The 14,782-nt window shown below is 65.9% G+C and carries 11 protein-coding genes and 1 riboswitch; of the genes, 8 read left to right on the top strand and 3 right to left on the bottom strand.

From position 1 onward, the window contains the following. The first annotated feature begins 180 nt into the window (after window positions 1-180). Window positions 181-783 carry a pentapeptide repeat-containing protein gene (locus FA89_RS11390; RefSeq protein WP_036140710.1) on the top strand — a complete coding sequence of 201 codons (603 nt, stop codon included), beginning with the start codon at window positions 181-183 and terminating at the stop codon, window positions 781-783. A gap of 42 nt (window positions 784-825) precedes the next feature. Here FA89_RS11390 and FA89_RS11385 read toward each other — a convergent pair whose 3' ends face one another. Next, a complete protein-coding gene (locus tag FA89_RS11385; protein WP_036140709.1) occupies window positions 826-1,062 on the bottom strand; it encodes a hypothetical protein in 237 nt (78 codons plus the stop codon). Window positions 1,063-1,548: 486 nt separating this feature from the next. Here FA89_RS11385 and katG point away from each other — a divergent pair, with 486 nt between their 5' ends. Continuing rightward, window positions 1,549-3,804, top strand: coding sequence for a catalase/peroxidase HPI (gene katG, locus FA89_RS11380; RefSeq protein WP_036140708.1), 2,256 nt, complete (start codon window positions 1,549-1,551; stop codon window positions 3,802-3,804). A 91-nt stretch (window positions 3,805-3,895) separates the two neighbouring features. Here katG and FA89_RS11375 read toward each other — a convergent pair whose 3' ends face one another. Continuing rightward, window positions 3,896-4,543: a TetR/AcrR family transcriptional regulator gene (locus tag FA89_RS11375; protein WP_036140707.1), complete on the bottom strand. Its 648-nt coding sequence runs from the start codon at window positions 4,541-4,543 to the stop codon at window positions 3,896-3,898. A 77-nt stretch (window positions 4,544-4,620) separates the two neighbouring features. Between FA89_RS11375 and FA89_RS11370 the strand changes: the two genes are divergently transcribed. Further along, window positions 4,621-5,355: an SDR family oxidoreductase gene (locus FA89_RS11370; RefSeq protein WP_036140706.1), complete on the top strand. Its 735-nt coding sequence runs from the start codon at window positions 4,621-4,623 to the stop codon at window positions 5,353-5,355. Window positions 5,356-5,364: 9 nt separating this feature from the next. On the opposite strand, the gene FA89_RS11365 is transcribed toward FA89_RS11370, so the two are convergent. Further along, entirely contained in the window at window positions 5,365-6,498 is a 1,134-nt protein-coding gene (locus tag FA89_RS11365) for an FAD-dependent oxidoreductase (protein WP_036140705.1), read from the bottom strand. A gap of 94 nt (window positions 6,499-6,592) precedes the next feature. Here FA89_RS11365 and FA89_RS11360 point away from each other — a divergent pair, with 94 nt between their 5' ends. The 5 genes from FA89_RS11360 to FA89_RS11340 all read left to right on the top strand — a co-directional run bounded on the left by FA89_RS11360 (window position 6,593) and on the right by FA89_RS11340 (window position 14,778). Then, on the top strand, window positions 6,593-7,309 hold the full coding sequence (locus FA89_RS11360; protein WP_036140704.1) for a TetR/AcrR family transcriptional regulator: 717 nt from the start codon (window positions 6,593-6,595) through the stop codon (window positions 7,307-7,309). A 94-nt stretch (window positions 7,310-7,403) separates the two neighbouring features. Continuing rightward, window positions 7,404-7,498: riboswitch (glycine riboswitch) on the top strand. A 42-nt stretch (window positions 7,499-7,540) separates the two neighbouring features. Beyond that, window positions 7,541-10,411, top strand: a complete 2,871-nt coding sequence (gene gcvP, locus FA89_RS11355; protein WP_036140703.1) for an aminomethyl-transferring glycine dehydrogenase — start codon at window positions 7,541-7,543, stop codon at window positions 10,409-10,411. Window positions 10,412-10,736: 325 nt separating this feature from the next. Then, complete coding sequence (locus tag FA89_RS11350) at window positions 10,737-11,408, top strand: carbonic anhydrase (protein ID WP_036140702.1); 672 nt, start codon at window positions 10,737-10,739, stop codon at window positions 11,406-11,408. Further along, window positions 11,405-12,283, top strand: coding sequence for a bestrophin family protein (locus FA89_RS11345; protein ID WP_051938707.1), 879 nt, complete (start codon window positions 11,405-11,407; stop codon window positions 12,281-12,283). The genes FA89_RS11350 and FA89_RS11345 overlap by 4 nt, the downstream gene beginning before the upstream one ends. Before the next feature lie 101 nt (window positions 12,284-12,384). Then, window positions 12,385-14,778: a GH92 family glycosyl hydrolase gene (locus FA89_RS11340; RefSeq protein WP_036144171.1), complete on the top strand. Its 2,394-nt coding sequence runs from the start codon at window positions 12,385-12,387 to the stop codon at window positions 14,776-14,778. The last annotated feature ends 4 nt before the right edge of the window (window positions 14,779-14,782 follow it).

The raw sequence follows: 14,782 nt of genomic DNA, 5'->3' as shown, positions 1-14,782 counted from the left end.
GATGCATTATCCTGCGTGGGAAATGCGCAAAATAGTACACAGCGGTGATGGGCCAATTGTGATGGCAGCGGGCATCGCGTCGCGCAGCGCCCTCGCACACAGTTGCACCGGTTATGCAAGATTGAACGTGTGACGGCGAAGCCGGACAATCGCCGCTGTGTTCCACAAGCCCTCCCCCCCATGAACGAACGTATCGGCACGGAAAGCGATTTTTACCTCAAGGCATTCCAAGGCCTGGACTATGCCGAAAGCACCCTCGCCTCGCTCACCTTCGAGGAATGCACGTTCACCCGCTGCGCCTTCAGCGAGGCAACGTTCGACCATTGCAAGTTCATCGACTGCACCTTCGCCGCGTGCGACCTGAGCAACATGAAGATCAAGGCCAGCAAGTTCCAGGGCGTGACGTTCAACGAATGCAAGGTCATCGGCGTGGACTGGACCCGCGCCGACTGGCCACGCTATGCCGCGCCGGCCAAGCTCGCTTTCCGCAAGTCGGTGGTGAACTACTCGTCATTTTTTGACCTCAACCTGCAGGAGCTGGTGCTTGAAGAGTGCAAGGTCCGCAACGTCGACCTTCGGCAGGGCGATTTCTGTCGGGCCAACTTCACTTACTCCGATTTTGCCGAAAGCCTGTTCGGTAAAACGAAACTGATCGGCGCGGACTTCACCGAAGCCACCAACTACGTCATGGACATTCGCGAGAACCAGGTCAAGGGGGCGAAGTTCACGCGCACGGAAGCGGCCGGACTACTGCACGGCTTGGGCATCGAGCTTGTGGATTGAGTAGAGCCCCGATAGCGAAGCATCGAATCGGGTCATCCCAGGCTATGGCCGATGCTGCTCGGTGCGACCCGATTTCAGGAACATAACGGTGAACAGCGCAACGGTCAGAACGACGGTGCTTGCGCCGATTAGCCAGGGGTGGGATGCCCCGGCCATTATTCGCACCGCCATCATCATCACCGTATAGATTGCGATGACCAGCCAGCCTTGCCAGCTTCGCGGGCCGATGCCCCAGCCGATACGCTTCTTGCCGAACCAGGCGTTCGTGTTCGCTTTCATATGAACATCCATGGATGCCAAGCGATCAATCTACTCCCGACTCATCGAAATAAGTTGCGATAGAGCCATGCGCTACGAGCAAGAAGCGCCCCGCGATGAGCGGCTTTCCGACAGGCCACGTGGCACGGCTTTGCGCACGCTTTGCCGATAACGCGTCCGCAGTACACCTACGGACCGCGAAGATAGTGACTGCGCTTCATAGTCCTGCCCTATGGATTCGATAGGATCAATCAGTTTCCGAACCGTCATAGGGTCAGCGTACACTCCTTCACAGGTCTTCCACAGGTCGCGTCATGCCCCTCGCCCGTCGCGCTCCCGTCGCTGTTGCCACGCTTCCCGCAAGCGATGCAGCGGCGCCCTGGTCGGCCTCTCGGCAGCTCCGCTGCCCACCATCGTTGTCCCCGTGGCGCATTGTCGCCGCACCTCCGTGCAAGCCCGACGCACCGTAATGCCAGCCATTGGGACTATCCCAAGGAGAGAGAGCGCATGACCAACGAAGCCAAGTGCCCGTTCAACCACACCGCCGGCGGCGGCACCACCAATCGTGACTGGTGGCCGAAACAGCTGCGTGTGGACCTGCTGGCCCAGCATTCGAACAAGTCCAACCCCCTGGGTGGCGACTTCAACTACGCCGAGGCCTTCAACAGCCTCGACCTGTCGGCCGTGAAAGCGGACCTGACCCGCCTGATGACCGATTCGCAGGAATGGTGGCCGGCGGACTTCGGCCATTACGGCGGCCTGTTCGTCCGCATGGCCTGGCACAGCGCGGGCACCTACCGCGTCGGCGATGGCCGTGGCGGTGGTGGCCGCGGTCAGCAGCGTTTCGCCCCGCTGAACAGCTGGCCCGATAACGTCAGCCTGGACAAGGCGCGTCGCCTGCTCTGGCCGATCAAGCAGAAGTACGGCCAGAAGATTTCCTGGGCCGACCTCTACATCCTCACCGGTAACGTCGCCCTGGAGAGCATGGGCTTCAAGACCTTCGGCTTTGCCGGCGGCCGCGAGGATACGTGGGAACCCGACCAGGACGTTTACTGGGGTAACGAGAAGACCTGGCTGGGCGGCGATGTGCGCTACGGCAAGGGCAAGGCCGGCGATGACGACGACGGCGGCGTGCTCGTGGCCGATGCCGAGAAGCACGGCGAGGAACAGAGCCGCACCGACGGCGGTCGCCACCTGGAGAGCCCGCTCAGCGCGGTGCAGATGGGCCTGATCTATGTAAATCCGGAAGGCCCGGATGGCAACCCGGATCCGGTCGCCTCGGCGCACGACATCCGCGAGACGTTCGGACGCATGGCGATGAACGACGAAGAGACCGTCGCGCTGATCGCCGGTGGACACACCTTCGGCAAGACGCACGGTGCCGGTCCCGCCGACAACGTGGGTGACGAGCCGGAAGCCGCGGACATCGCGAACCAGGGCTTCGGCTGGAAGAGCAGCTTCGGCAGCGGCAAGGGCGCGGACACCATCACCAGCGGCCTGGAAGTGACCTGGACGAGCACCCCGACCCAGTGGGGTAACGGTTTCTTCGAGAACCTGTTCGGCCACGAATGGGAACTGACCAAGAGCCCCGCTGGCGCGCATCAGTGGGTCGCCAAGGACGCCGAGGAGACCATCCCGCACGCCTACGATCCGTCGAAGAAGCTTCGCCCGACGATGCTGACGACCGACCTCGCCCTGCGTATGGATCCGGCTTACGAAAAGATCTCGCGCCGCTTCCTCGAAAACCCCGACCAGTTCGCGGATGCGTTCGCCCGCGCGTGGTTCAAGCTGACCCATCGCGACATGGGCCCGCGTGCCCGTTACCTCGGCCCTGAAGTCCCGGCCGAGGTGCTCGACTGGCAGGATCCGATCCCGGCCGTCGATCACGCCCTGGTCAGTGACTCCGACGTGGCCTCGCTCAAGGAAAAGATCCTCGCATCGGGTCTGTCGGTTGCCGAGCTGGTCACCACGGCCTGGGCGTCCGCCTCCACCTTCCGTGGCTCGGACAAGCGCGGCGGTGCCAATGGCGCTCGTATCCGCCTTGCCCCGCAAAAGGACTGGGAAGCCAACCAGCCCGAGCAGCTGGCCAAGGTGCTGGGTGTGCTCGAAGGCATCCAGAAGGACTTCGAAGGCAGCGGCAAGAAGGTCTCGCTGGCCGATCTGATCGTGCTGGCCGGTAATGCGGGCATCGAGAAGGCCGCACGTGACGCCGGCCATTCCGTGGATGTCCCGTTCGCGCCGGGCCGTGGCGATGCCACGCAGGCGCAGACGGATGTCGAATCGGTGAACGCGCTGGAGCCCAAGGCCGATGGCTTCCGCAACTACCTCAAGCGCAAGTGGAACGTGCCTGCGGAAGCCCTGCTGATCGACCAGGCGCAGCTGCTCACGCTCACCGCACCGGAGATGACCGTGCTGGTCGGCGGCCTCCGTGTACTGGGTGTGCGCACCGGCAACGACACGCATGGCCAGTTCACGCAGAAGCCGGGCACGCTGACCAACGACTTCTTCCGCAACCTGCTCGACATGGGCACGGAATGGCGGGCGATGTCCTCGGCGCAGGACATCTTCGAGGGTGTCGATCGCAAATCGGGCGAGCGCAAGTTCACCGGTACGCGTGTCGACCTGATCTTCGGCTCGCACGCCCAGCTGCGCGCGCTGGCCGAGGTGTACGCCACCGAAGACGCCCAGCCGAAGTTCGTGAGTGACTTCGTCGCGGCCTGGACGAAGGTGATGAACCTGGATCGGTTCGATCTGAAGAAGTAAGTCTCAGCGTTACGCACTTGGAAGCCCGTCGCGACTACGTCCGGCGGGCTTTTCTTTGCAAGGCGAACTGTGGCGCTGAGATCCCACGTGTTCAAATCGATGGCGAGACACCGCGTGATGCCGCCATCAGGTACGAACGACACATCACCGGCAACTGCGCGCGCAACATCGCCATCGATGGCGGCGAGGCATCGGTCTCCAGCACGGCGCGCACCGTGCCGACCAGCAGCGTGCGCAATGCGAAGGTGACTGTCGGCAAATCGTCGAAGGTCGTGTCGCGGGCGCTTGCCAATACACGTGTCAGGGCGCTGTCGACGCGTCGCATGACGTCGCCTATGAGATCGGCCGTGTCGAGTTCCGCCGCCACCGCATAAAGCGCGCGTGAGCCCGGCATATGGCGCAGCTTTGCCTCCAGATACGCATGCGCAAGACCATCAGCGATCTGGTGTAGCGGTTCGCCCTCGTGGCGCAGGCAGGCGTCCTCCAGCGCCACCACCACTTCCTCCAGATAGAGGTCGAGCAAGGCGTAAAGCAGTGCCTGTTTGTGCGGGAAGTACTGGTACATCGTGCCGACGGACACGCCGGCCCGCTCGGCCACGCGAGTCGTGGTCAGGCGCACCAGGCCATCGGTCAGCAGAACCTGAAACGTCGCTTCGAAAATCGCCGCTACAGTAGCCGCCGAACGGGCCTGACGTGGGGTTTTACGCGGCTTCAAGGGGTCGGAGGGGATCACGGACATATGCGAATTCAAAAGCCGAAGGATGGTTCATATATTAAACCCAGTCCCACTCTCCAGCGTCATCACCAAGGAACACCATGACCACTCCAGACCGTCGCATCTCCCTCGTCACCGGCGCCAACAAGGGCATCGGCTTCGAAGTCGCCCGTCAGCTCGGCCAGGCCGGCCATCGTGTCCTGCTTGGCGCCCGCGATGTATCACGCGGCCAGAAGGCTGCGACGATCTTGCAGGCCGAAGGCCTCGACGTGCGCTACATCGCCCTGGACCTCTCCGATCCCGCCTCGCTGACGGCCGCTGCCACCGACATCGAAGCCAACGAAGGCCGGCTCGATGTACTGGTCAACAACGCGGGGATATCCCTGCAGGGCGACGGCCTGCCGGGCACCGCCGACCTGGCGGTCGTGCGACAGATCTTCGAGACCAACTTCTTCGGCGCCGTCGCCGTGACGCAGGCCCTGCTGCCGTTGCTCAAGAAATCGCGCGCCGGCCGTGTCGTCAACGTCTCCAGCGGCCTGGGCTCCATCACGCTCAACAACGACCCGACCTGGGACTACGCCGCAGTCAAACTGCTCGGTTACAACGGGTCGAAGGCCGCGATGAACATGTTCACCGTGTTGCTGGCGGCCGAACTGAAGGAACACGGCATCAAGGTCAACGCCGCCAACCCGGGCTACACGGCCACCGATTTGAACGGCCATAGCGGCCCGCAGACCGTCCCGGAAGGTGCCGCCGAGACCGTTCGCCTCGCCCTGCTTCCGGACGACGGCCCGACCGGTAGTTTCTCCGCCAACGAGGGCGCCGAGCCTTGGTAAAAAAATTGATCAGCCAGCCGGCCCACTGCCGCTGAACATCTCGACCAGGCTGTCGGGTGCGCGATCGCCGAAACAGACCTCGCGAAGGGCGACGGCATCCGCTGCCGCCAGCCCGCTACGCCGGAACAGTGGCTCCTCGTAATGCGCGAGCGCCGCTTCGACGTCGCCCGGCTGCGCGACCAGCGCATGCGCCAACTCGGCCCCGTCCCACATCGCCAGGTTGGCGCCCTCGCCGGAGGGCAACATGACATGGGCCGCGTCGCCGAGCAACGTCACGCCCGGCACGCGTTCCCATCGATGATCGGCTGGCAGGGCGTAGAGGCGCCGGATCACCGGCGCCGTGTCGCTGTCGGTCACCAGTGCCCGGAGGCTTTCGTCCCAGCCGTCGAACTCCGCGGCGACACGGGCGATCGTCGTCATCGGATCGTGGCTGTCGAGGTGGGACATCCACGCCTCGGAACGCACCAGGGACACGTAGCAATGCAGGATGCCGTCCGGCTCACGGTGGGCGAGGATGCCCTTGCCCGGTGCCACGGCGAACAGCGCGCCGCCGCCGACGGTAGCGGCGCTGGACGCATGACGATGGTCGACGTCCTTCAGCCACGTCTCCACATACGACATCCCCGTGTAAACGGGCATCTCGGCGGAGAGTAACGGCCGCACTTTCGACCATGCCCCATCGGCACCGACGAGCAGGTCGGTGGTGACGATCGAGCCGTCGGCGAAGCGAAGCTCGTGCCGGCCGTCACCCGACGACACGGCTTGCGTTAGCTTGCTGCCCCAGCGGATCGTCCGCGCCGGCAACGCATCGATCAGAAGGCGCCGTAGTGAACCTCGGGGCACTTCCGGTCGATCGCCGGAACCGTCGTCCCCGTTGGCGAACAGCACGGTGCCGTCACGGCCGACGACACGGGTTGCCTGGCCACCGGGGTGAACGAGGTCCAGGAAGGACTCGTAAAGCCCGGCCGCCTTGAGCGCCAGTTGGCCGGTCTCGCCATGGATGTCCAGCATGCCGCCCTGGCTGCGAACGGTGGCCGAGGCTTCGGCTTCGAAAACCGTCGCGGCCATGCCGTGGACATGGAGAACGCGCGCCAGCGTGAGGCCGCCGAGACCGGCGCCGATGATTGCGATGGAAGGAGGCATGGTTGCTCCGGGAGTTGTTTTGAGAGGCCGACCGAACCGCAAATGGAACGTCGTTCCAGATTGGAACGCCATTCCATTTATGTCAATATGGGCCATGGTCGATTCGTCCTCCCGCCCCCCGCGACGCGAACGCTCCCTCACCCGGGACCGCATCATCGACGCCGCCATTGCCTTGCTCGACAGCCGCGGCGAGGGCGGCCTCACCTTCCGGGCATTGTCCGAGCGCCTGGCGACCGGGCCCGGGGCCCTCTACGGGCATATCGCCGACAAGGACGACCTACTGACCGCGGCCTGCGACGCCATCGTCGCTCGCACGCTGGATCCCGCGACCGACGGCACAGCACATCAAGCAACGACACCCGGCGACAGGATTCGAGCCATCGCGCTGGGCATGTTCGACGCCATCGACCGGCACCCGTGGGTGGGCACCGCCCTGGGACACAGCCCGGGGCAGCTGCCAGGCATTCGCCTGCTGGAAGCGCTGGGTACGCAGATCCAGGCGTTAGACGTACCGCCGGCGGCGCAATGGTCCACCGTGCTTGCGGTATGGAGCTACATCCTCGGCGTGGCCGGGCAGAACGCCGCCAATGCACGCTACGGCCAGGCACGGGGAGTCGACCGCGAGGCCTTCCTGGCAACCATCGCAGCCACCTGGACCGCGCTGGACCCGGCCGCCTACCCCTTTACGCGCAGCATGGCCACGGCGTTGCACGCCCATGACGACCGTGCCGACTACCTGGCAGGGATCGATCTGCTCCTCAACGGTATACGGTCGCGAAAAGACATCATCCCTGGCCCCGGCTCTGTATAATCGTTCGCAGCAACACCCGGTGGGAGAAGCGGAAGGACCCGCTGCCGAAGGCGCAACGCCCGTAATCGCTCAGGCTCCCATGACCACCGACGTGCTTCATCACTCTGGAGAGACCGGTTAGATCCGGCGCCGAAGGTGCAAGAGGCCACACGCCTCCAAACTCTCAGGCAAAAGGACAGAGGGGCGCCCCACGTGCCGGCACGGCACGTTCTTCCGGATGCCTCCAAAGCCATGAGCCAGAAAAACTCTCCGTCGCTGCGCGAACTCGAGAACCACGGTGCGTTCATCGAGCGTCACATCGGTCCGAACGATGCCGAGATCGACGCCATGCTGGCCGTGGTCGGCCACGCCAGCCTCGACGCCCTCACCGACGCCATCGTGCCGGGCTCGATCAAGTCGCCCGCGCCGCTGTCGCTGCCCACCGCTGTGACCGAAGAGGAAGCGCTGGCCAAGATCCGCGCCATCGCCGACCGCAACACGGTGTTCCGCAGCTTCATCGGCCAGGGCTACTACGGCACCCTCACGCCGAACGTCATCCTGCGCAACGTGCTGGAGAACCCGGCCTGGTACACGGCCTATACGCCGTACCAGGCTGAGATCTCGCAGGGCCGCATGGAGGCCCTGATCAACTTCCAGACCATGGTCACCGACCTGACCGGGATGGACATCTCCAACGCCTCGCTGCTGGACGAGGCCACGGCCGCGGCCGAGGCGATGACGCTGGCCAAGCGGTCCGCCAAGTCGAAGTCCAACGTGTTCTTCGTCTCGAAGGACGTCCATCCGCAGACGCTGGAAGTGCTGCGCACGCGCGCCGACGGCATCGGCATCGAACTGCATGTGGGCGCGGACGGCGACGCCGGTTCGGTCGACAGCTTCGGCGTGCTGCTGCAGTACCCCAACACCTTCGGGCGGATCAACGACTACACCGCGCTGGCCGACGCCACGCACGCACGCGGCGGCATCGTCTGCGTCGCCACCGACCTGCTTGCCCTCACCCTGATCGCCGCGCCCGGCAGCTGGGGCGCGGATATCGTGGTCGGCAACACGCAGCGGTTCGGCGTGCCCTACGGCTTCGGTGGCCCGCACGCGGCCTACCTCGCCTGTCGCGATGCCTATAAGCGCTCGATGCCGGGCCGCCTGATCGGCGTCTCCGTCGACAGCGAGGGCAAGCCGGCCTACCGCCTCACCCTGCAGACGCGCGAGCAGCACATCCGCCGCGAGAAGGCCACGTCCAACATCTGCACCGCGCAGGTGCTGCTCGCCGTCATGGCCAGCATGTATGCGGTCTATCACGGCCCAGACGGCCTGGCCCGCATCGCACGCCGCACGCACCGCCTCACCGCCATCCTCGCCGACGTGCTGGGCAAGGCCGGTGTCACGGTGGGCAACGATTTCTTCGACACGCTGCACATCACGGGCGTGGATGCCGCGGCATTGCACGCCAAGGCTGCGAAAGCCGGCCTCAACCTGCGCGCGATCGATGCGGGCAGCGTGGGCATCAGCCTCGACGAGACCACCACTCGCGCGGACATCGCGGCGCTGGCCGGCGTGTTCGGCGCAGAACTGGGTGACATCGACGCGCTGGATGCGGCCACGGCCGACGCGCTGCCGTCTGCCCTGCTTCGTGACACCGCCTTCCTGCAGCACCCGGTGTTCAACACCCACCACAGCGAGCACGAGCTGCTGCGTTACCTGCGTGGCCTGGCCGACAAGGACCTGGCGCTGGATCGCACCATGATCCCGCTGGGCTCGTGCACCATGAAGCTCAACGCCACCGCGGAGATGATCCCGGTGACGTGGCCGGAGTTCGCCAACATCCATCCGCTGGCCCCGGCCGACCAGGCCCAGGGCTACAAGCAGCTGATCGACGAACTGGAAGCGATGCTGGTGGAATGCACCGGCTACGACTCGGTCAGCCTGCAGCCCAATTCCGGTGCCCAGGGCGAATACGCCGGCCTGCTGGCCATCCGCGCGTACCACCGCTCGCGCAACGAGGGCCACCGCGACATCTGCCTCATCCCGGAATCCGCGCACGGCACCAATCCGGCCTCGGCCCAGATGTGTGGCATGACCGTGGTGGTCACCCGCTGCGACGCCAACGGCAACGTGGACGTCGACGATATCCGCGCCAAGGCCGAGAAGTACTCCGACCGGCTTGCCGCCATCATGATCACTTACCCCTCCACGCACGGCGTGTTCGAGGAAGACGTGGTCGCCATCTGCGACGTGGTGCACCAGAACGGCGGCCAGGTGTACACCGACGGTGCCAACATGAACGCGCTGGTCGGTGTGGCCAAGCCCGGCAAGTGGGGCTCGGACGTCTCGCACCTCAACCTGCACAAGACCTTCTGCATTCCCCACGGCGGCGGCGGCCCGGGCGTCGGCCCGTGTGCGGTCAAGTCGCACCTGGCGCCGTTCCTGCCCCGCGGCTTCGGCAACGAGGGCGACGTGGGCATGGTGAGCGCAGCCACGTTCGGTTCGGCATCCATCCTGCCGATCTCGTGGATGTACATCACGCTGATGGGCACCGAGGGCCTGCGCAAAGCGACCCAGGTCGCCCTGCTCAATGCAAATTACATCGCGCGTCGCCTGGCCCCGCACTACAAGACGCTGTACACCGGCCGCAACGGCCTTGTGGCGCACGAGTGCATCCTCGACCTGCGCCCGCTCAAGGACGCCACCGGCGTGGGCGCGGAAGACGTCGCCAAGCGCCTGATCGACTTCGGTTTCCATGCCCCGACCCTGAGCTTCCCGGTCTCCGGCACGCTGATGGTGGAGCCGACCGAAAGCGAATCGCAGCACGAGCTGGATCGCTTCATCGACGCCATGATCCAGATCCGTGAAGAGATCGCCGCAGTGGAAGATGGCCGTCTGGATCGCGAGGACAACCCGCTGCGCCGTGCCCCGCACACGGCCGCGATGGTCACGGGCACGGAGTGGACCCACGCCTACCCGCGCGAACTGGCTGCCTTCCCGCTGCCCTCGTTGAAGTTCAGCAAGTACTGGCCGCCGGTATCCCGCGTGGACAACGTGTACGGCGACAAGAACGTGATGTGCGCCTGCATCCCGATCGATGCCTACAAGGAAGACGCGGAGGCCTGAGCCCCCGGATGGTGCGCGGGTCCGTCCGGTATATCCGGACGGTGCGTCGTAGGAGCGCACGATGTGCGCGACATGTTTTGAGGCCATGCCTCCAACCTGGCGCGTGAACCCGGTGGGGTCGACGCGAAACCATGTCGCGCACCGCGCAATGATTTCGCGCACATCGTGCGCTCCTACACCCGTCACCGTCACCGCCGCCGCCACCACCCCCAACCCCGCTCCTGCGGGTTTCCATACCCGCGCGAATTTCTTTGGCCTCGTGTTGTCCTAAACTGCGTGCCGGACAGCCGCCCGCCCGGGCGGCGCACTTACCAAGGCCATGCGCATGACCCAGGAAACCCCACGTAACGAAAGCCTGCTCGGCCTTCTCCGCGGCGTCGAGGACTTCAGCGACAAGGTCTTCCCGGAACCGGGAAACCGCAAGCTTTTCGGCGAACTGGCCGAGGGCCAGAGCCCGCACACGCTTTTCATTACTTGTGCCGATTCCCGCGTCGTTCCAGAGATGATCACGCAGACCCAGCCGGGCGAGCTGTTCGTCTGCCGCAACATCGGCAACATCGTTCCCGGCTACGGCGAAATGCTCGGTGGCGTCTCCGCGGTGGTCGAGTACGCGGTGGCGGTGCTGGGCGTGCGCCACATCGTCATCTGCGGCCATACCGACTGCGGCGCGATGAAGGGCCTGCTCAACCCCGAATCCACCCGCGACCTGCCCACCGTGGAGGCCTGGCTGCGCAACGCGCAGGCCGCTCGGAGCGCCGTCTTCGCACGCAAGCTGGAAGGCGCCGAAGCGATGCAGGCCGTGATCGAGGAAAACGTCCGCCTCCAGCTCACCCATCTGCGCACCCACCCGGCCGTGGCCGCCGCGCTGGCCAACGGCACCATCGCCCTGCAGGGCTGGGTCTACGGCATCGGCGACGGCAAGGTGGCCGTGCTGGACGAAGACTCCCTCAAGTTCATCCCCCTGGCCGAGGCCATCCAGCGGGAACACAACGCGTGATCCTCCCCGGCCGGGCCCATGTGGGGCACATCCTGCGTTACGTGGGCAAGCCGCTGATCTGGCTGCTGGCCTGGGATGTCGTGGTCACGGCATTCTGGTACGTGATCCATCCCCGGCTCACCGCGGAATTTCCGGCCCTGCCGCTCACCCTGCTCGGCTCCGCCGTCGCGGTGTACCTGAGCTTCCGCAACACCACGGCGTACGCGCGCTGGTGGGAGGCCCGCACCTTGTGGGGCGCGATGGTGAATGCCTCGCGCACCCTGGCCCGCGAAGCCGGCACCATGCTGCCGGATCGCAGCGTGGGTGCCACCGTGGCGCATCGCCAGATCGCCTATGTGCACGCGCTGCGCATGCATCTTCGCCGGCAGGCGCCGTGGGACGAGTTGACGCCGCGCCTGCCCGCCGACGAGATCGAACGGCTGCGCCACGTCACCAACTTGCCCAATGCCATCCACGCGCGCACGGGCGTGCTGATCGCCGACGCGCGCCCCGACCCGATCCTGCTGGCCAGCCTTGCACGCACTCTGTCGGACATATCCAACGCGCAAGGCGGCATGGAGCGGATCAAGAACACGCCGCTACCACAGCAGTACGCCACCTACCCCGCCATCTTCACCCACGGTTTCTGCATCCTGTTGCCGCTGGGCCTGGTCGAGACACTCGGCCTGTATACCCCGCTGGGTTCCACGATGGCCGGCTTCCTGTTCCTCGCATTGCTGCAGATCGGTAACGACATGCAGAACCCGTTCGAGAACCTGGAAGACGACGTACCGCTCACCACGCTCACCCGCGGCATCGAGATCGACCTGCGCGATTCGCTCAACGAAGCGCACGGGCTGAAACCGGTGCAGCCGGAGAACGGCATCCTCTGGTAAGGATTGCTGCGCTGCATCCATGACCCCTGGCACAGGTCCGCACGCGCGATAGGGATTTCAATCGATATAAATATCGATCCGGAGATCGGCCCTTGCGCGTGATGCCCCCGCTCGTCCTTGCCCTCGCCCTGTCGCCCGTGGTGGTTGCCGCGACCTCCAGGCCCGCCGACCTGGTCAATCCGCTGATCGGCACCACCAACGGTGGCAACGTGTTCCCGGGGGCGGTAGTGCCTTTCGGAATGGTGCAGTTCAGCCCCGAGGCCTCGCCGTTGCCGGGCAAGAAGGCGCCCATTGCTGCGCCCGGCGGCTACGAGTACCGCGCCGGGTCGATCCGCGGCTTCAGCCTGACCAACGTCGAAGGCTGGGGGTGCGCGGGCGGCTCGGGCGATGTACCGCTCATGCCGATCACCACGGAGGTAACGACCTCGCCCTCGGCCGACTACCGCACCGCGTACGCATCCACGTTCAGCCACGCGAAGGAGGTGGCCAAGGCGGGCCATTACCGGGTGGCGCTGGACAACGGCGTCACCGCCGACTTGACCGCCGCCCTGCACTCGGGCGCCGCGCGCTTCGCCTACCCCGCCGGCAAGCCGGTCAACCTCCTGGTGCGCGCGTCCGATTCCGAAGTGGGCTCGGAGAAGGCCAGCGTGGTGGTCGACAAGGCGAACCGGCGGGTCACCGTCGAGGTCACCAGCGGCAACTTCTGCGGCTATATCAACGAGGCCGACCGGCGCAGCTATTACACCGTGCATGTGGTGGCCGAGTTCGACCAGCCATTCGCCGCCACCGGCACCTGGACCGACGGCACCGTCACCCGCGGCGGGACGAAAGCCGCTGGCGGCACCGGTTACGGCGAGGGGTTCCCCGATGCGGGCCACGGGTCCGGCGCGTGGCTGGGGTTCGCGGCGGGCACCCGCGAGGTCAACGTGCGCGTCGGCGTCTCGTACGTCAGCGCCGCCAACGCGAAGGCCAACCTGGACGCGGAAAACCCGGCCGGCACCGCCTTCGAGGCACTGCGCGACAAAGCCGTGCAGGCGTGGAACACGCGGCTTTCGCAGATCGCGATCGAGGGCGGCACGACCGACCAGCGCACGGTGTTCTACACCGCGCTCTACCACGCGCTGATGACACCCAACGTCTTCAGCGACGTCAACGGGGAGTACCGCGGATTCGACCAGCAGGTCCACACGGTAACCGGGAAGCAGAAGGCGCAGTACGCCAATTTCTCCGGCTGGGACGTCTATCGTTCGCAGCTGCCGCTGGTGGCGTGGCTGGATCCCGGCATCGCCAGCGACATCGCACAAAGCCTGTACAACCAGGCACGACAGAACCACGGCGTGTGGGATCGCTGGACGCACAACAACGGCGGCACGCACGTGATGAACGGCGATCCGTCCGCCGCCGCGCTGGCAGGCATGTATGCCTTCGGGGCACGCGACTTCGATGCCGCCGGCGCACTCGCTTCGCTGGTGCATGCCGCCGATCACCCGACCGCGCTGGATACCTCACACGACGGCTGCGAGGTGGAGTGTGTCGGCCAGCGCCCCGGACTGGACGCCTGGCTGAAGCTGCATTACATACCGGTCGGCGCGCCCGCATGGGGACCCGCCGCGGACACGCTGGAGACCGTCGCGGCGGAATTCGGCATCGGCACACTGGCCGGGCGCCTGGGCGACGCGGCCACGGCGCAGCGGTTCATGGCGCGGGCACAGTACTGGCGCAACCTGTTCGACCCGAAGGCGACGCCGGAAGGCGGTTATATCCGCAACCGCAACGCGGACGGTAGCTGGGCCCTGGTGAAGGACGACGACGCCCAGCCACCCCACGCGTTCACACCATCCACCGAGGACGGCTTCGTCGAAGGCAGCGCCGCGCAGTACGTATGGATGGTGCCCTTCAACGTGGCCGGCTTGTTCGACGCCATGGGCGGCCGGGACAAGGCGCGTGCACGCCTGGACGCGTTCTTCTACCAGCCCGACGGCGCGTTCGCCGTCACCAAATCCGGCCCGCTGCATGCCGAACTGGACAACGAACCGTCCATCGGCACGCCCTGGCTGTACAACTTCGCCGGCCAGCCGTGGAAGACGCAGGAGCTGGTGCGCCGCGTGCTCGACACCCTCTGGCTCAATGAGCCCAAGGGCATTCCCGGCAACGACGACCTCGGCCAGATGTCATCCTGGTACGTATTTGCCGCGCTGGGCGTCTATCCGTCCATTCCCGGCCGCGCGGAAATGGTCGTGGGTAGCCCGCTGTTCACCCGCGCCACCATCCACCGCGCCGCTGGCAACATCGTGATCGAGGCGCCGGATGCCGGGCCGGGCAAGCCGTATGTCACGGCGTTGCGCGTCGACGGCAAGGCGTCGTTACGCGCTTGGCTGCCGGAGTCGTTCGCACTCAAGGGTGGCACGCTGCGGTTCGATCTCTCGGCCACACCGGACAAGGCCTGGGCCACCCGACCGGAGGATGCCCCGCCGTCGTTCGACGCGCCTCGCTGAACAC

The sequence above is a fragment of the Luteibacter sp. 9135 genome (assembly GCF_000745005.1).
Classification (GTDB): domain Bacteria; phylum Pseudomonadota; class Gammaproteobacteria; order Xanthomonadales; family Rhodanobacteraceae; genus Luteibacter.
Note: the sequence above shows the minus strand (reverse complement) of the source record. Positions and strands in the feature narration are given on the sequence as shown.